Below are 15,537 nucleotides of genomic sequence, written 5' to 3'. Positions count from 1 at the left end.
GCGGCTCGCGTAGACTGCGCGGGTGTTTGCTTTCGCGAGGCCTGCGGGCGTGAGGGGGCTGTCGACGCGCGCTGCGTCGGCGGGCCACAGAGCCTGAGGCTCATCCCCGCATCACTCGGCGAGCGCGTTCCGCGCTCCGAGCCCCTCCTCACGAACATCGTCGCCTCATGGGCGACCGCACAGAAAGAACGCGCATGCGTCCCCTCACCGACGCCCAGATCCGGGCATCCTTCGTCAACGCCTCGCGCAGCGAGCGCAAGAACCTCACCCTCCCCGCCGACTTCGCCGAGCGCCCCTGGGACCGCCTCGACTTCCTCGGCTGGCGCGACCCGAAGCTGCCGCAGGTCGGCTATCTCGTGCTCGACCTCGACGGCGAGCTCGTCGGCCTGCTCCTGCGCCAGACCGAGACGCGCACCCGCGCACGTGCGCAGTGCTCGTGGTGCTCCGACATCCACCTGCCGAACGAGGTCGTGTTCTACATGACCAAGCGCGTCGGCGACGCCGGCCGCCGCGGCGACACCGTCGGCACCCACGTGTGCGAGAACTTCGAGTGCTCGCACAACGCGCGCAAGCTGCCGCCGTCGGCCTACCTCGGGTTCGACCGCGAAGCCGCGCGTGACCGCCGCATCGAGCAGCTGCGCGAGCACGTCGCCGGCTTCGTCCGCGAGGTCCGCGGCGGGGTGTGATCGAAGAGTGGATGCCGCGGCCCGGCCGGGTCGCGGCATCCATCCCCTCTCCCTTGCTTCGTCGAGACAGGGGATTCTCGCCGAAACCCAGGGCGTCGCCCTCGGGTTCGAGTCGAATCCCCTGTCTCGGTGAAGATCGGACGTCAGCCGGCGGCGTTCTCGAGCAGCGCGGGACACGCGCCGCCCGGCTCGGTTGCGAGCTCGAAGTGCCAGCGCTCGTTGGCGTAGATCTGGCAGAGGCCCCACGCCGCGCCGTGCGCGATGAGCCACGACTGCGCATCGAGCGGCCCGATGTCGACAGCGCGGCCCGTCACGTGGTGAGAGCGGTCTGGAGCGGCCACCCACTGCAGGGCGATCTCCGTGCTCCCGTACTTCTTGACGGCGTCCTCGAGGAGCCACTGCTGATACCGCGCCGTGCGCCAGCCGCTCGTCACCTCGAACGAGACTCCGTCGACGGATGCCGCGGCCTCCGCCTCGCGGACGGCGGCGAGCAGCGCCGGATCGAGGTTCGAGATCGCCGCGACGTCCGCGTCGCCGAGGGTCACGGGCTCCGCGAGGAAGCCGTCATCCACCCGCGGCGCGTACGGTGCGGCGAGCACCCCGGCCTGCACGAACATGACGGCCCACAGCCCTACGGCGAGGGTCACCGCGACGACGGCACCGACCGCGACGAAGGCGACGCGTCGACCCGGCGGGTTCGAGCGGACGAGGGAGGGGCGGAGAACACTCATGCGAGCCATCCCACGCGTGCGCGTGTTGCGAGGGCGTAAGCAGAGGACCATATGCCCGCGATATGCCGTCCGACCTAGGCTTGCTCGCATGCGCGTGCTGATCGTCGAGGACGAGCTCTACCTCGCCGAAGCGATCCGCGACGGGCTGCGGCTCGAGGCGATCGCCGCCGACCTCGCGGGCGACGGCGACACCGCGCTCGAGCTCCTCGCCGTCAACGCGTACGACGTCGTCGTGCTCGACCGCGACATCCCCGGTCCGAACGGTGACGAGATCGCGCGCCGCATCGCGGCTCGTCCGCCGGGTCCGCGCATCCTCATGCTCACTGCCGCAGACCGGCTCGACGACAAGGCGACGGGCTTCGAGAGCGGCGCCGACGACTACCTCACCAAGCCCTTCGCGCTGCGCGAGCTCGTGCTGCGGATCCGCGCCCTCGGCCGCCGCCCGGCGGACAGCACTCCCCCCATCGTCGAGTTCGCCGGCGTCCGGCTGGATTCCTTCCGTCGCGAGGTGTATCGCGATGGCCGGTATGTCTCGCTCACGCGGAAGCAGTTCGCCGTGCTCGAAGTGCTGATCACGGCGCGCGGCGGCGTCATCAGCGCCGAGGATCTGCTCGAACGCGCGTGGGACGAGAACGCCGACCCGTTCACGAACGCCGTGCGCATCACGATCTCGACGCTGCGCAAGCGGCTCGGCGAGCCGTGGGTCATCGAGACCGTCCCGGGCGTCGGGTACCGGATGTCAGTCGATGCTGCCCTCTGAGTCGACACGACGTCCCGGCCTGTCGGTGCGCGTGAAGCTCACGCTGAGCTACGCCGCGCTCGTGGTCGTCGCGGGCATCGCGCTGTTCGCCGTGGGACTGCTCCTGCTCCGCTTCGTGCCCGAGGGGAACATCAGTGTCGACGGCGGCGGCTGGGCGCCCAACCGCTCGAACCTGCTCGAGGTCTTCGTGCGCTACACGTGGTGGGCGATCGCGGGGCTCGCGGCGTTCGGCCTCGTCGGCGGATGGGTGCTGGCCGGCATCGTGCTCGGGCCCCTCGACCGCATGACCCAGGTCGCGCGCCGCGGCGACCTCGACGAGCGCATCGCCCTGCCCGGTTCACGCGACGAGCTGACCGACCTCGCCGATGCCTTCGACGCGATGCTCGCGCGCGTGCAGCACACGCTCGACGAGGAGCGCCGCTTCGCCGCCAACGCCTCGCACGAACTGCGCACTCCGCATGCGATCATCCGCACGATGGTCGAAGTGGCGCAGGCCGACCCCTCGGGGCGCGACGTCGACACTCTTCTGGCGCGCATCGCGGCGACCAATGAGCGGGCGATCGCGGTCACCGAGTCGCTGCTGGCACTAGCCCGCGTCGGACGCGGCGGCGAGATCTCGCGGGATCCCGTCGACCTGGCCGGGGTGGTTGCCGGGGTGGTCGAGGAGGAGTCTCGGGATGCCGCGGGCCGCGGCATCCATCTGCTCGTGTCGTCGGCACCCGCGACGATCGCCGGCGACCGCACGCTCGTCGAGCGGCTCGTCGCGAACCTCGTCCGCAACGCCGTCGTGCACAACACGCCGGGTGGGAGCGTGTGGCTCGCAATCGAGGCCGACGGGTCTCGCGCGGTGCTGAGCGTCGAGAACACCGGCCCCGTGCTCGATCCCGCCGTCGTTGCGACGCTGACGGAGCCGTTCGTGCGCGGCGCGGGGCGCTCACGCGGCCCGGAGAGCGCCGAGGGGTCGGGACTAGGACTCGCCATCGTCGCCGGCATCGTGCGGGCGCACGGCGGATCGCTGCGCCTCTCCGCACGCGACGGCGGCGGACTCGTCGTGCGGGTCGGCCTGCCGTCGGCCTGAGCACGACCGAGCCCGGCCTGCAGCGGCGGCCGTCCTGCAACTCGGGGGGGTGGGGCTGGAGGGGCGTGCGTACGCGCAGAGCCCCGCGTGTCGTCTCAGCCGGCCGAGGTGGGGCACGGGTCCGGTTGCAGCCGGGCGCTCCCCGTCGAAGGGTCGACTCGGCCGTTCGAGGGGCACCGGAGACCGACTCCCGGCCTCGGTCGCTCTCGCGCCGCGGCTTCGTCCGAGCGCGCTGGATCTCGACGCCGCGGATGCCGGAACGGCAGCGGTCGATCAGCGACGGCGGGCGCGGCGCAGGACGGCCCGGAGGGCGAAGAAGAGGCCGACCGCGAGCGCACCGACCGCGGCGCCGGCGGTGTTCGCGAAGACGTCCTGCGGGTCGGGCACACGACCGGGGATGCGCGCTTGGGCGAACTCGACTGCTGCCGAGACCGCGATGCCGAGCGGGATCGCGAGCAGCCAGAGCCGCTGGCCGAGGAGCAGCGCCACCGCGACCCCGAGCGGCACGAAGAGGATCGCATTGAGGATGCGTTCGACCTCGAGTGTGGACAGCTCCTGGAGGAGCGGGCCGACGGCGAACTCCGTCGCACGCATGAACAGCGCGCGGGTGGGTGCCACGATGCTCCGCGGGGCGAGCGTGAGCGCGACGACGACGCACGCGGCCGCCATCGCGGCGACGACGGCCCAGGGGCGCGTCGCGGTGCGGGTGCGGACACCGGTGAGGTCCGTCATGGTTCGCCTCTCGATCGGGGAGAACCAGTCCATCGGCCCTGTTGTTGCGTCAGCGTATGGTCCGCTCGATGAATGCTGAGCGTTCCCTCACGCTTCCCTGACGACGCGAGCGCGCGCGTGCCAGAATGCGCCGGAGGGAGGGCGAGCGTGCGACAGATCGCGGTCATCCGCAGCGGCGGCCAGACCGGCGCCGATCGCGGCGCGCTGGAGGCCGCCGTCGCCGCGGGCGTGCCGATCGCGGGCTGGTGCCCCCGCGGAGGTCTCGCCGAGGACTTCCCCGATCCGCCCGGACTGCTCGCGGTGTATCCCACCCTCGTCGAGACGCCGTCGGACGATCCCGCACAGCGCACGCGGTGGAATGTGCGCGACGCCGACGCGACGCTCATCGTCGTACCCGGAAGCGCGTGGCACTCCCCCGGCACCGACCTCACGCGCCGCGTCGCGCTCGAGCTGGAACGCCCGGTGTTCACCCTCACCGGCGACGACCTCTCCGGGCTCCGCGCCTGGCTCGAAACGGTCGGGGGCGCGGTGCTCAACGTGGCGGGGCCGCGCGAGAGCCAGGCGCCGGGCATCCAAGAGCGCACGCGAAGAGTCGTGGCCTCCTTGCTGGGCGGTCAGCCGGCATAGTGACCGGCGCGGATGTCGCCTTCGGCCTGTGGATCGCCGACGGCGAGGGGGCGACCTCGACGAGATCCAGCGCGCAGTGGTCGGTGAGCTTCGGGGCGCGGTCGCGGGGCAGCTCAGCTGCCGGGAAGGCGGGAGCGGATACCGCGCAGCCCCTTGCCGCCGCGCATGACGTCGCCGAAGTGGAACGCCAGGATGAACGCCATCCCCGAGGCGGCGATGCCTGCCCCGACCCACTCCGCCGGGGTTCTGATGCCTCGCGCCATGAGCAGCGCGCCGGCGACGGCGTTGGCCGTACTCCAGGCGACGTTGACCCCCGGCGCTGAGAGGCCGACGCCGGGCGGATCGGCGAACGGCGTCGGGAAGGGTCTGCCTTGCACTCCGGCGACTCCGTGCGGCACGGCGTTGACGAGCAGGGCGGCACCGGCGGCGGCACGCAGGACCGAGAGCGCGGACATGCGGCAACCTTACGGCCGGCGCCCGGCCCAGCCTGCGAACAGGGCGTGCAGCAGCGCGGGGATCGAGGCGATCATGAGGATCGTGCCGAACACGGCGTCCTGCCCGCGGAGCAGGATGCCGCCGATCAGCAGGCCGGCGAAGAGCGTCGCCGAGATGACACGGCGCCCGGTGCGTTCCAGCGCGCGCATGCGCTGGTCGAGGCGCGGAGTCTCGACGGCGACCCGCCCATTCTCGACGCGCGTCGCGAGGTCATCGAGCCGTCGGGGCAGGCGCGCGACGATGCCGGCGACGTCGGCCGCCTCCTTCCCGAGCGCCTGGACGATGTTGCCGCGCTCGTCGCGCAGCAGCTGCGCTGCGTAGGGCTCGACGGCGCTCCACATGTTGAACTCGGGGTCGAGCGCGCTGCACATCCCCGACGTGATCGAGATCGCCCGGATGATGAGGAGGAAGTTCTCCGGCAGCTGGAAAGGCAGCGCGCGCACGACGTCGCCGAACTCGACGGCGAAGTCGCGGAACTCGCGCGGATCGACGCGCTGGAGCTCCGCGAACCCCATCCCTCCGAAGCGCGAGAACAGCTCCGTCATCGCCCGCTCGAGCTCGTTCGTGTCGGCCGACGGCAGGAGCACGCCGACGTCGCGGATGCTCTCGACGAGCTGCCGGCCGTTGCGCGCGGCGACGGCGATGAGGAGCTGCTGCAGTCCGTGCCGCAGCCGGTCGGGAACCTCGCCCATCATCCCGAAGTCGATGAACGTGAGCCGCCAGGGCGGGGATGCCGCAGCCGACCCATCGGCACGGACCGCGGCCGGGCCCCGCCCGGAGGCTCCGCGCGGCGCGCCGGCGCCGCTCAGAGTGGCCGCGGCATCCCTCTTCAAAGGGGTGACGAAGATGTTGCCGGGATGCGGGTCGGCATGGAAGTAGCCGTCGACGAACAGCTGGTCGAACATGACCGTCGCGAACGTGTGGGCGACCTCGGCGGGATCGATGCCGGCGGCGCGGAGCGCGTCGACGTCGTTGATCTTGATCGCCGTGACGTCGGCGAGGGTCAATACGCGGCGGGTCGTGCGCTCCCAGGCGACCTGCGGCACGTCGACGCGCGCGTCGTGCGCGAAATTCGCCGCGAAGCGCTCGGCGTTGCCGGCCTCATGCAGGTACTCGATCTCGAGCATGCTCGTGTGTGCGAACTCGGTGACGAGGCCCGGCAGGTCGACGTGATCCGAGATGGCCCGCACGCGGTTGAGGTAGCCCGCGACGCGACGCAGCGCGTGCAGGTCGACGTCGACGATCTCGTCGATGCCGGGGCGCTGGATCTTGACGATGACGTCGGCGAAACCGGTGTCGGCGGCATCGCTCGGCAGCAGCCGCGCCCGGTGCGCTTGCCCGAGGGATGCCGCGGCCACGGGGTTCGGATCCACCCACTCGTAGGCGCGATCGAGCGGCAGGCCGAGTTCAGCCTCGGCGAGCTCGCGAATCGCGGGGAAGGCCACGGGCGGCACTTCGTCCTGCAGACCCTCGAGCTCTTTCGTGATCTCTGGCGGCAGTACGTCGAGACGCGACGACATGAACTGCCCGACCTTGATCATGAGGCCGCCGAGCGAGATCGCGAGCGTGTGGAAGTTGCGTGCGATGTCCGTCAGCCGCGCTGCGCGCCCGCGGGCCGCGAACCGACGCAGGCCGATGCGCGGCAGGATCAGCTCGAACCACCACGCTTCCAGCATGTACCGGATCGCGAACCGCATGATGCGGCGGTACCGGGCGCGCGAGCTGGCGACGTCGGGCATCGAATCTCCTTGATGCCTCGACAAGCTCGGCACAGGCGCTATCTGCGGCGTGGGCGCGGTATGCGGTGGTTCCTCCGCCCCACTCAATCCTCGGCGAGGATGGAGTAGAGCCTACGCCGGGCCTCGTCGAGCACCTCCACGGCCTGCTGCACCTGCTCGGGCGTGCCCGTACGACCGACCTGCGCCGCCGCCTGCGCGAGCTTCATGCCGGACTTCGGCAGGGCGCCCATGCGGGAATCCTGCGAGGAGGACGACTCCCACGGCGCAGGCTTGCCCTCGCCGGCGTCGACCTCGGCGCGGCCGGCGTCGGTCAGCGAGTAGGTCTTCTTGCCATTGGACTCCTCGGCGCTGATCAGGCCCTCGTCGGCGAGCATCTGCAGCGTCGGGTACACCGAGCCGGGGCTCGGCTTCCAGGAGCCGCCGCTGCGCTCCTCGATCTCGTGGATGATCTGGTAGCCGTGCATCGGCTGCTCGGCGAGGAGCGCGAGCACCGCCGCGCGGACGTCGCCGCGCGACATCCGTCCGCCGCCGCCGGAGACGACGCCCCCGAACCGCTGCTCGAATCCGTCGCGCAGCTGTTGCAGGGTCTCCCACAGATCGGGGCCCGGCCGACCGGACCCCGGGCCGCCGCGATGGCGCCCGCCGAAGGGATCTCCCGGGAACGGACCGCTCATGATGGACCTCCTTGCGATGGATGCGTCCGACAGTGGACGACACCTACCGATATATCGCTGACGGGATGCCGAGTCCAGAGGTCAGGCGGAATTCACGGTGCGGATTCAGGTTCAACGACTGTTCCGCCGAAGCGCTCTGCGGAGGCGACCTGCTCGGCGACGCGGCGGAGGGCGAGGAGCAGCGGCTCGATGAGGACGGAGCCGAGGACGACGTATCGCACCGCGGCCTCGGGCGACTCGGTCGGCACGTTCGCGATCTCGGCCTGGGCGAGCGTGCGCACGGATTCGAGGTACGCCGCCATGACGGCATCCGGAATCCGGAAGCCGGCCCGCTCGACGCCCTGGAGCGCTCGCGCGACCCCCGCGAGCACCTGCTCGTCGCACAGGCCCGGCTGCCAGCCGAGGTCTCGCGCGAGCCGCTCTGCGTCGACGGTGTCGATCTGGCCGTCGGCGGGCGGCATGACGGCGGCGTGCGCGGCGCCGAGCAGATCGTGCGGGCTCGCGGGCGGATCGTCGAGGGCGTCGAGCACCTTGCGCGTCTCGGCGACAGTCACGCCGGCGCCGATGAGGGCGCGGATGACGCGCAGCCGCTGCTCGTGCTCCGAACCATAGGTGGCCTGCGTCGGCGACGTGCGCTCCCCCTCGGGCAGCAGACCTTCACGCAGGTAGTACTTGATCGTCGCGACCGGCACTTCCGTCTGCGTCGACAGCTCCGAGATCCGCATGTCTCACCCCTTGACTTCGATAGTACTGCTATCCATTATGGATAGTGTTGCTATCCAGTAAGGAGATCATCATGGGCAAGGTCATCGAAGGGCGCATGACACACCGTCACGAGGGCGAACTCGTGGTCTTCCACATCGGGATGCAGATCAACCGCTGGTGGCGGCCCGATCTGTGGGGTCCCGCCTTCTTCGCCATGCCGGGCATGCTCAAGGAGCTCAGCATCGATCCCGACTCGGGGCTGCTGGGCTACGAGCTGCTCTTCGGCTCGGGCGGTCCGTACATCGTGCAGTACTGGTCGTCGATCGAGAAGCTCTATGCCTACGCCTCGAACCCCGCCGCTCAGCACCGCCCGGCCTGGGCGCGGTTCAACAAGGCCGCGCGCAAGACCCCCGGAGCCGTCGGCGTGTGGCACGAGACCTACCTCGTGGATCGCGCCGAGAGCGTCTTCGTCTCGACGAAGCCCATGGGCCTGCCCAAGGCGACGGAGCTCGTGCCGGTAGGACCCAGCCACGATCGCGCGCGAGCCCGATTCGAGGATGGGCGGACGGCCGCCGCCGAGCCGACCGCATGACGTGCGGGCGCGGGTAGGCTCGGCGCATGGCGGCGGAGCCCGGATGGTACGACGACGGCACCGGCGTGCAGCGCTGGTGGGACGGCGTCCGTTGGACCGAGCACTACGCCGACCTGTCGACAGCGCGCGTCGAGCTGCACGCCGGCGCGAACTCCCCGGGGAGCCCGGACGAGTTCGGCGGCATCGTCGTGGACGCCCGTGTCATCCGCTGCGGACGGCTGACCCAGCCCATCGGCGGGGTCGTCGCACTCGTGGCCACGGCCGACGAGATCCTCAAGCGTCCCGCCTACACGACAGCCGCACACACGCGTTCGCTGTTCAGCTCGGCCGGCCCGATCAAGCCTCGGTACTTCGCCCGCCTCGACCGGCGCACGCTGCACGTCGCGGTGGAGAGCGCGCAGCAGCTGTGGCTCGCGCCCGTCGGCGCTCACGACGAGGCGAGGGCGCGCCAGTTCGCGTCATGGGTCAACGCGAGCGCGCAGCATTACCGCTACGGCTGAGTCTGGGCCGGCGCCGGTGTTGCGCGGATGTTGACGACGCGGTGCGGATCCTCCCCCATCGCGAACTCGAGCCGCACGGGGTCGCCTCCGGGGTTGTCGTAGAGTCGCACGCCATCGCCCAGCAGCACCGGCGCGATATGCAGATCGAACTCGTCGAGGAGACCGCGCTCGAGCAGCTGGCGGCCGATCGACGCCGAGAGCACCTCGACGTTCCTGCCGCCCGCGGCATCCCGAGCGATCTCGAGCGCCTCTGCGACGTCGCAGTCGAGGACCGTGATGCCCTTGCTCGGCGGCGCGTCCTCCGGGTGGTGGGTCAGCGCGAAGACCGGCCCCGTCCAGGCGCCGCCGTACAGCGTCGCGGCGTCGGGGAAGGCATCCATCCCCGCTCGACCGCCGAGCACGGCGCCGGTCGTCGCGAGGTACTCGTCGATGAGGCCGGACCGGGCCGTGAAGCCGTCCATCCAGTCCATCGAGTGACCCGGGCCGGCGATGAAGCCGTCGAGTGACATCGTGAAGTGGCAGATCGCCTTGCCGGCCGCCGTCTGAGGCGCGGTGTCGGCCATGATCAACTCTCGCCCGGTCGGCGCACGCGATAGCGCACGTGCGTCACGACCGACGCCCCGCGGGTGCTGAGGAGCTCGAGGTCGACCGGCCCGACACCGTCGAACAGGCGGAGTCCCCCGCCCACGATGGTGGGCGAGATCTGCAGCATGAGCTCGTCGATCAGCCCCGCGCCGACGTACTGGTTGATCGTGCTGACACCGCCGGCGATGTGCACGTTGTGGGTGCCCGCGGCATCCCGCGCCTGCTCGAGAGCCGACTCGATGCCGTCGGTGACGAAGTGGAACGTCGTGCCGCCCTCCATCTCGATCGTCTCGCGCGGATGGTGCGTGAGCACGAACACGGGCGCGTGGTACGGCGGGTTCGGACCCCACCAGCCCGTCCAGTCGCCACGCCACTCTCCGCGGATCGGACCGAACATGTTGCGGCCCATCACGAAGGCGCCGGCGTCGACGATCGCATCGATCTCGGCGCGGTTCTCGTCGGGGGTCTCGAACATCCACTGGTGCAGGAGATCGTTGGGGGCGTCGCCGAACGGACGCTCCTCGGTCTGGTTGTGTCCCGAGCCGATCCCGTCGAGCGAGATCGACATCGTTCCGATGACTTTCTGCATCTTCCACCTCCGGTTGCAATCTGCAACTGGTTCCACACGGTACGCCAGACCGGTTGTAGAATGCAAGCAGTATGGTGGAATCGCAGCGCTCGGGATGCCCGATCAACCTCTCGCTCGAGGTGATCGGCGACAAGTGGTCGCTGCTCGTCATCCGCGACATGATGTTCGGCAACCGCCGGCACTTCCGCGAGCTGCTCCTCGGTTCGGAGGAGGGCATCGCCTCCAACATCCTCGCCGACCGCCTGCAGCGGCTGACCGAGCAGGGCCTCGTCTCGCGACGCCCCGACCCGACGCACAAGCAGAAGGTCATCTACAGCCTCACCGAGCCCGCGATCCAGCTCGTGCCGGTGCTCGCCGCGCTCGGCTCGTGGGGCCGCCGGCACCTGCCCGTGTCGCGCGAACTCTCGATCCGCGCCGAGCTGCTCGAACGCGGCGGCCCCGAGATGTGGGATGCCTTCATGGACGAGCTGCGCGAGCTGCACCTCGGCACGGCGCGACCGGACGGCTCACGATCGGTCCTCACCGAGCTCCGGGAGGCCTACTTCGCCGAAGTCGCGGCGGTGGCGGCGGAGACCGCCGAGGCAGAACCCGTGCCGGAGCTCGGCTCGCTCTGACGACACGCCGAGTCGACGGCCCGACGAAGCGACTCCTGCACCGATCAGCCGAGACCCGGCACGGTTCGAGGCTCAGCCGAGCCGGGCGAGCAGCGCCCGCGCGACCGATGCAGACGACTGCGGGTTCTGCCCCGTGATGAGCGCGCCGTCCTCGACGACGAAGTCGGCCCACGGCTCGGCCGACTCGATCGTGAGACCGCGGTCGCGCAGCGTCGACTCCAGCAGCCACGGCGCCTTCGGCGCGAGGCCGCCCTGGATCTCCTCGGCGTCGGTGAAGGCCGCCACGGTGCGCCCGGACGCCGCGAGCGACCCGTCGGCGCGCGTCGCAGCGAGCAGGGCCGCGAGTCCGTGGCACACGAGCGCGACCGGCTTGCCGTCGTCGAGCGCGGCGACGAGGAGTGCCCCCGACGCGCCGTCGCGCGCGAGGTCTTCCATCGGACCATGCCCGCCGGGGTAGAACACCGCGTCGAAGGCGGAGAGGTCGACGTCGGCGAGTGTCGACGGTGCGGCAAGTCCCGGCACGACGGCGAGTCTCTCGCGCAGTGCGTCGCGCTCAGCCTCCGTCGCGCCCAGCGACCCCTCGTCGGCGACGGGCGCGACGCCGCCGGGCGTCGCGAAGACGACGTCGTGACCCGCGGCCGTCAGCAGTTCGAAGGGCGTGAGCAGCTCCTCGGCCCAATAGCCGGTGGGATGAGCGGTGCCGTCGGCGAGCGTCCAGTGACGGGCACCGGTGACGACGAACAGAACGGTGGACATGAGATCTCCTCTGGTCGGGCGGCCTCGGGGCCGGCACTGAAGAGGAACGGATGCCGCTCCCAAGCACTTCCGATAGCTTGGTGATGTGGTCCATAACGATCCTGATGGGTTGAGTGATCTCGCGCTGTGGCGTGCGTTCCTGGCCGTCCATACGACGGGCAGCCTGACGGCCGCCGCGCGCCGGATGGGGATCACTCAGCCGGCGGTGTCGGCACAGCTGCAGGCGCTCGAGCGCATCGTGGGTGAGCGCCTCTTCGAGCGCACGGCGCGCGGTGTCGTGCCCACTCCCCGCGCGGACGCCCTCGCGGGGCGGCTCGCCGGGCCCTTCAGCGCCGTCGCGGAGGCGCTGTCCAGCCCCGGGCGCGGCGCACGTGGTGGCTCGGAGCCCGCGGTCCGCCTCGGGGGCGCGGCCGAGCTGCTCGGCGAGGTCGTCGCCCCGCTGCTCGCACCCCTGGTCGCGGACGGCGTGCGCGTGCTGATCGTGCCCGGCATGACCGGCGCGCTCCTCGACGGCGTGCGCGCCGGAAACCTCGATCTCGCGATCCTGTCGGAGCGGCCGCGCGGGCGCGCCGTGCGTGCGACGCCGTTCGTCGACGAGACGTTCGTGCTCGTCGGGGCGCCGGCGCTCATCGGCGAACACGGACTGGCGCCGAACCGGCCCGCGGCATCAGGGTCGATCCTCTTCGAGGAGGTCCCGCTCCTCGCATATGCGCACGACGTGCCGATCCTCCGGCGCTTCTGGCGCCATGTCTTCGGCGCCCGCCTCGACAGGGAGCCTGCCCTCACGGTCCCCGACCTCCGCGCACTGCGCGATGCGGCCATCGCGGGCGCCGGCGTCACCGTGCTGCCGGCCTACCTGTGCCGCGCCGCCCTCCACGCCGGCGCCCTCGTCGACCTGCAGCCGACCGACGACCCGCCGATCAACACGCTCTACCTCGCGGAGCGGACCGGCGCCGCTGCACGGCCGCACATCGAGCGGGTGCGGCAGCTGATCGTCGGCTCGGTCGCGGCCGTCGTGGGCGACGAATCGCGTTGAGCGAGGGCGCACCCGTGCCGCATCTCGGCTCGTCACGACGACACGCCGCGTCCGAGGCCGTTGGAGGCCACTTCTCCACCACTCAGCCGAGATGCGGGACGGGTTGAGGCGTCCCTGCCGGTCGATGCGCGTGACCGGCCCGAGGCTCCGCGCATGCTCGGGCTCGACCCCTCGACAAGCTCGGGGACCGGAACCGGCGAAGGGGACGGAACCGTCGATCGGGACCGGAACCGGCGAAGGGGACGGAACCGTCGATCGGGACCGGAACCGGGGAAGGGGACGGAACCGTCGATCGGCACCGGAACCGGCGAAGGGGACGGGCCCCGTCGATCCGCACCGGAACCCGCGGAGTGCGCCCGAACCGGCGAAGGGCACCGGAACGGGCGAAGGGCCGCCGAACCGGCGAGCGTCAGTCGAGCCGGGTGACGTCGATCTGGAGCTCGTGCGCGAGCCGCTCAAGCTCTGCCACGAGCCCGTCGACCTCGACGGAGGCCGGCACGACGGCCGAGATCGTCGCCTCGAACAGGCGACCGCCGGCCATGGCGGCATCCTTCGTCTCGCTCGTCATGCGCTCGATCGACACACCCTGCGCACCGAGGGTCGACGAGAGCTCGCGCACGATGCCGGGGTGGTCGTTGCCGAGCACCTGGAAGGCGAAGCGGCGGGCGGGCGCGGCATCCGTCGCGGCCGGCGTGCCGGGGATCGCGACCGTCACGAGCCCTTCGACCTGCGTCAGCGCCGCGCGCAGCGCGTCGGCGCGGTCGCTCGCCACCGAGACCTCGACGATGCCGGCGAACGCCCCCGCGAGTTCGGCGAGCTGGCTGTTCTCCCAGTTGCCGCCATGCCCCTCGATGACCTCGGCGACAGCGGCGACGAGTCCGGCGCGATCGTCGCCGACAATCGTGAGCACGAGAGTTGTCATGGCCCTCAGCGTAGGCCAGGCGACCCCGGCGCGGTCAGGACTTCGGCGGCAGGAGCGGCCGCAGCGCGTCGCCCATGACCCCCGCGAGCTCGGCGCTGAACGCCGCCGTCATGTGATGCGAGTCGCGGTACACGAGGGTGTCGCCGAGGATCGGCGGGCACCAGTCGTCGGTGCAGAGGTAGTCGGTGAAGTCGAGCAGCGGGATGCCGCGCGCCGAGGTCGCGTGCACGGCGGCCTCGCGCGAGACGTCCGACAGTGCGACCGAGCGCGGCTGGCCGCAGGCCTCCGCGTTGCTCAGGTGCGCCGAGAGGCACGGAGCGGGGTCTTCTCGCAGATCGGGGGTGTCGGCGATCATCGCCTTGGGTGCCGTGATCGCGTCGAGTGTCTCGCCGTACGCGTCCTCCCATGTCGCCACGTCGTCGTCGACGCCGGGCGCGAGATCGGGATCGCTGTAGCCCGCGAGCAGCACGAGCGCCGGCTGCTCATCGTTGAGGGCCTTGATGACCGCCGCGCGCCAGTCGGCGCACTGGGGGTACGGCGTGCCTCGGCGCGTCGAGTCGATCGTCGCGACGGGGCACGAACTCTTCGTGTGCACCTCCAGCGCGTAGCCGGCAGACAGCGCGAAGGCCTCGACCGCAGGGAACCAGTGCGCCGCGTGCGAGTCGCCGAACAGCACGATGTGCGGCGCCGACGGGTCGCCGTAGACGCAGTCGCCCGCGTCAGTCGCCGCCGTCCCGCGCATGCAGTGGTCGGCATATACCGTCGGGAGGCTGTCGTCGGCAGCGCGCAGTGACGGCTTCAGGTTCTCCGGCACGAAGTCCGTGACCTGCGGCGGCGCTTCGATCGCCGGAGACGAGGCATCCTGCCCCGTACTCAAAGTGCGCGTGTCGGCGTAGGCGTAGGCGCCCGTCGCGACGAGCAGGCACGCAATCGAGCCCATGGCGGCGCCGATCAACGTGCGGCGCGTGCGAGCCCGAGTGAGCCACGGTGCGCGCCGGATGGGGTCTTCCACGAACCGGTACATCGCCCACGCCGCGGGCACGCACGCGACGGCGATGAGCAGGGTCGCCCACAGCGGCAGGCCGTTGCGGGCGATCGCCTCGGGGATCACGAGTGCCGGCCAGTGCACGAGGTACAGCGAGTACGAGATCGTGCCGATGAACACCATTCCGCGGGTAGACAGGATGCCTGTCGGCCCGAGCCGATGGCCGGACGCACCGGCCGCGATGACGAGCGCCGTGCCGAGCACGGGAAGCGCGGCCCACGCGCCGGGGAAGAGTGTGTCGCCGGTGAACAGCACGACCGACCCCGCGATCGCCGCGATGCCGAGCCATCCGAGGGCGGGTGCGAAGCGGTCGGGCACGATCCGCTCGCGCCGCATCAGCGCGTAGGCGATCAGTCCGCCGACGCCCAGTTCCCACGCACGCGTCGGCAGCCAGAAGAAGGCGATCGGCTGCTGCACGAATGTCAGCCAGACGCACGCCGCGAACGATGCCGCGACCATGGCGAGCAGCATCCCGAACAGTGCGCGACGCGAGCGCACGACGGCCCACGCGAGTCCCAGGAGTGCGGGCCACACGAGGTAGAACTGTTCCTCGACGCCGAGCGACCAGTAGTGCTGGAAGAGTGACGGGTTGGTCGATTCCGCGAGGTAGTCGGTCTGGTCCATGGCGAACAGGTAGTTCGGCACGTACAGCGCCGTCGCGACGGCGCCCC

The 15,537-nt window shown here is 71.2% G+C and carries 19 protein-coding genes; 8 read left to right on the top strand and 11 right to left on the bottom strand.

Annotated elements, in window-relative coordinates:
• Positions 1 to 194 precede the first annotated feature (194 nt).
• Positions 195 to 686: an FBP domain-containing protein gene (locus ACH3VR_RS02550; RefSeq protein ID WP_396639178.1), complete on the top strand. Its 492-nt coding sequence runs from the start codon at positions 195 to 197 to the stop codon at positions 684 to 686.
• A gap of 143 nt (positions 687 to 829) precedes the next feature.
• Here the strand turns inward: ACH3VR_RS02550 and ACH3VR_RS02545 are convergent, their stop codons facing one another.
• The gene (locus tag ACH3VR_RS02545) at positions 830 to 1,417 is read right to left on the bottom strand and encodes a M15 family metallopeptidase (protein WP_396639177.1); all 588 of its coding nucleotides are present in this window, start codon (positions 1,415 to 1,417) and stop codon (positions 830 to 832) included.
• An 88-nt stretch (positions 1,418 to 1,505) separates the two neighbouring features.
• On the opposite strand from ACH3VR_RS02545, the gene ACH3VR_RS02540 reads away from it, so the two are divergent.
• Together ACH3VR_RS02540 and ACH3VR_RS02535 are read left to right on the top strand one after the other, a co-directional pair.
• Positions 1,506 to 2,177, top strand: coding sequence for a response regulator transcription factor (locus tag ACH3VR_RS02540; RefSeq protein ID WP_396639176.1), 672 nt, complete (start codon positions 1,506 to 1,508; stop codon positions 2,175 to 2,177).
• Positions 2,164 to 3,255: a sensor histidine kinase gene (locus ACH3VR_RS02535; RefSeq protein WP_396639175.1), complete on the top strand. Its 1,092-nt coding sequence runs from the start codon at positions 2,164 to 2,166 to the stop codon at positions 3,253 to 3,255. The genes ACH3VR_RS02540 and ACH3VR_RS02535 overlap by 14 nt, the downstream gene beginning before the upstream one ends.
• Before the next feature lie 273 nt (positions 3,256 to 3,528).
• Here the strand turns inward: ACH3VR_RS02535 and ACH3VR_RS02530 are convergent, their stop codons facing one another.
• Complete coding sequence (locus tag ACH3VR_RS02530) at positions 3,529 to 3,987, bottom strand: VanZ family protein (protein ID WP_396639174.1); 459 nt, start codon at positions 3,985 to 3,987, stop codon at positions 3,529 to 3,531.
• A gap of 147 nt (positions 3,988 to 4,134) precedes the next feature.
• Between ACH3VR_RS02530 and ACH3VR_RS02525 the strand changes: the two genes are divergently transcribed.
• Positions 4,135 to 4,614, top strand: coding sequence for a putative molybdenum carrier protein (locus tag ACH3VR_RS02525; protein ID WP_396639173.1), 480 nt, complete (start codon positions 4,135 to 4,137; stop codon positions 4,612 to 4,614).
• A 113-nt stretch (positions 4,615 to 4,727) separates the two neighbouring features.
• Here ACH3VR_RS02525 and ACH3VR_RS02520 read toward each other — a convergent pair whose 3' ends face one another.
• The 4 genes from ACH3VR_RS02520 to ACH3VR_RS02505 form a co-directional block, all read right to left on the bottom strand.
• Positions 4,728 to 5,069, bottom strand: a complete 342-nt coding sequence (locus tag ACH3VR_RS02520; RefSeq protein WP_396639172.1) for a hypothetical protein — start codon at positions 5,067 to 5,069, stop codon at positions 4,728 to 4,730.
• A 9-nt stretch (positions 5,070 to 5,078) separates the two neighbouring features.
• Positions 5,079 to 6,848: an ABC1 kinase family protein gene (locus ACH3VR_RS02515; protein ID WP_396639171.1), complete on the bottom strand. Its 1,770-nt coding sequence runs from the start codon at positions 6,846 to 6,848 to the stop codon at positions 5,079 to 5,081.
• 83 nt (positions 6,849 to 6,931) lie between these two features.
• On the bottom strand, positions 6,932 to 7,522 hold the full coding sequence (locus tag ACH3VR_RS02510; protein ID WP_396639170.1) for a PadR family transcriptional regulator: 591 nt from the start codon (positions 7,520 to 7,522) through the stop codon (positions 6,932 to 6,934).
• A gap of 92 nt (positions 7,523 to 7,614) precedes the next feature.
• Positions 7,615 to 8,247 (bottom strand): MerR family transcriptional regulator, encoded by a 633-nt coding sequence (locus tag ACH3VR_RS02505; RefSeq protein WP_396639169.1) that lies wholly within the window; start codon positions 8,245 to 8,247, stop codon positions 7,615 to 7,617.
• 71 nt (positions 8,248 to 8,318) lie between these two features.
• On the opposite strand from ACH3VR_RS02505, the gene ACH3VR_RS02500 reads away from it, so the two are divergent.
• A complete protein-coding gene (locus ACH3VR_RS02500; RefSeq protein WP_396639168.1) occupies positions 8,319 to 8,819 on the top strand; it encodes a DUF4188 domain-containing protein in 501 nt (166 codons plus the stop codon).
• A gap of 26 nt (positions 8,820 to 8,845) precedes the next feature.
• The gene (locus tag ACH3VR_RS02495; protein ID WP_396639167.1) at positions 8,846 to 9,319 is read left to right on the top strand and encodes a DUF2510 domain-containing protein; all 474 of its coding nucleotides are present in this window, start codon (positions 8,846 to 8,848) and stop codon (positions 9,317 to 9,319) included.
• Here the strand turns inward: ACH3VR_RS02495 and ACH3VR_RS02490 are convergent.
• Both ACH3VR_RS02490 and ACH3VR_RS02485 read right to left on the bottom strand, forming a co-directional pair.
• Entirely contained in the window at positions 9,310 to 9,882 is a 573-nt protein-coding gene (locus ACH3VR_RS02490; protein ID WP_396639166.1) for a dihydrofolate reductase family protein, read from the bottom strand. The two genes, ACH3VR_RS02495 and ACH3VR_RS02490, sit on opposite strands and share 10 nt — an antisense overlap.
• A 2-nt stretch (positions 9,883 to 9,884) precedes the next feature.
• Positions 9,885 to 10,493: a dihydrofolate reductase family protein gene (locus ACH3VR_RS02485; RefSeq protein WP_396639165.1), complete on the bottom strand. Its 609-nt coding sequence runs from the start codon at positions 10,491 to 10,493 to the stop codon at positions 9,885 to 9,887.
• Between the two features lie 71 nt (positions 10,494 to 10,564).
• On the opposite strand from ACH3VR_RS02485, the gene ACH3VR_RS02480 reads away from it, so the two are divergent.
• On the top strand, positions 10,565 to 11,107 hold the full coding sequence (locus ACH3VR_RS02480) for a winged helix-turn-helix transcriptional regulator (RefSeq protein WP_396639164.1): 543 nt from the start codon (positions 10,565 to 10,567) through the stop codon (positions 11,105 to 11,107).
• 72 nt (positions 11,108 to 11,179) lie between these two features.
• Here the strand turns inward: ACH3VR_RS02480 and ACH3VR_RS02475 are convergent, their stop codons facing one another.
• Complete coding sequence (locus ACH3VR_RS02475) at positions 11,180 to 11,863, bottom strand: type 1 glutamine amidotransferase domain-containing protein (protein WP_396639163.1); 684 nt, start codon at positions 11,861 to 11,863, stop codon at positions 11,180 to 11,182.
• Positions 11,864 to 11,972: 109 nt separating this feature from the next.
• Between ACH3VR_RS02475 and ACH3VR_RS02470 the strand changes: the two genes are divergently transcribed.
• Complete coding sequence (locus ACH3VR_RS02470; RefSeq protein ID WP_396639162.1) at positions 11,973 to 12,899, top strand: LysR family transcriptional regulator; 927 nt, start codon at positions 11,973 to 11,975, stop codon at positions 12,897 to 12,899.
• 409 nt (positions 12,900 to 13,308) lie between these two features.
• On the opposite strand, the gene ACH3VR_RS02465 is transcribed toward ACH3VR_RS02470, so the two are convergent.
• Both ACH3VR_RS02465 and ACH3VR_RS02460 read right to left on the bottom strand, forming a co-directional pair.
• Positions 13,309 to 13,821, bottom strand: a complete 513-nt coding sequence (locus tag ACH3VR_RS02465) for a glycine cleavage system protein R (RefSeq protein ID WP_396639161.1) — start codon at positions 13,819 to 13,821, stop codon at positions 13,309 to 13,311.
• A gap of 34 nt (positions 13,822 to 13,855) precedes the next feature.
• Positions 13,856 to 15,537 (bottom strand): acyltransferase family protein (locus ACH3VR_RS02460; RefSeq protein WP_396639160.1); only part of this gene is annotated, 1,682 nt, incomplete at its 5' end.

The sequence above is a fragment of the Microbacterium alkaliflavum genome, assembly GCF_044325405.1.
Lineage (GTDB): Bacteria > Actinomycetota > Actinomycetes > Actinomycetales > Microbacteriaceae > Microbacterium > Microbacterium alkaliflavum.
The sequence above is the reverse complement of the archived record's forward strand: the minus strand, read 5'-3'. Positions and strand labels throughout refer to the sequence as shown.